Genomic DNA, 229 nt, shown 5'->3' on the forward strand with positions numbered 1-229 from the left:
GGTTAAATCCTGCTGCCAACAAGTAGGGAATTCGCCCAACATGGTCGATGTGGCAATGGGTAATAATAAGCGCTTTGATATTACTAATGTCAAAGGTGATTTGTAGCTGTTCTGCTGAACTTTTTCCGGCGGTTTCTGCCCCTTGAAATAAGCCGCAATCGATAAGATAACTGCTGATATTATTGCCGTTTCCGTGGTTATGACTGTTATTATTGTCGTTATTCACATC

Annotated in this window: 1 protein-coding gene; it reads right to left on the minus strand. The window is 41.5% G+C overall.

Annotated elements, in window-relative coordinates; genetic code table 11:
• On the minus strand, positions 1-226 hold a 226-nt coding region (locus AAEZ00_RS22340), incomplete at its 3' end, for an MBL fold metallo-hydrolase (protein ID WP_351090256.1).
• Between the last annotated feature and the right edge of the window lie 3 nt (positions 227-229).

This window comes from Shewanella sp. S1-49-MNA-CIBAN-0167 (assembly GCF_040310145.1).
Lineage (GTDB): Bacteria > Pseudomonadota > Gammaproteobacteria > Enterobacterales > Shewanellaceae > Shewanella > Shewanella psychromarinicola.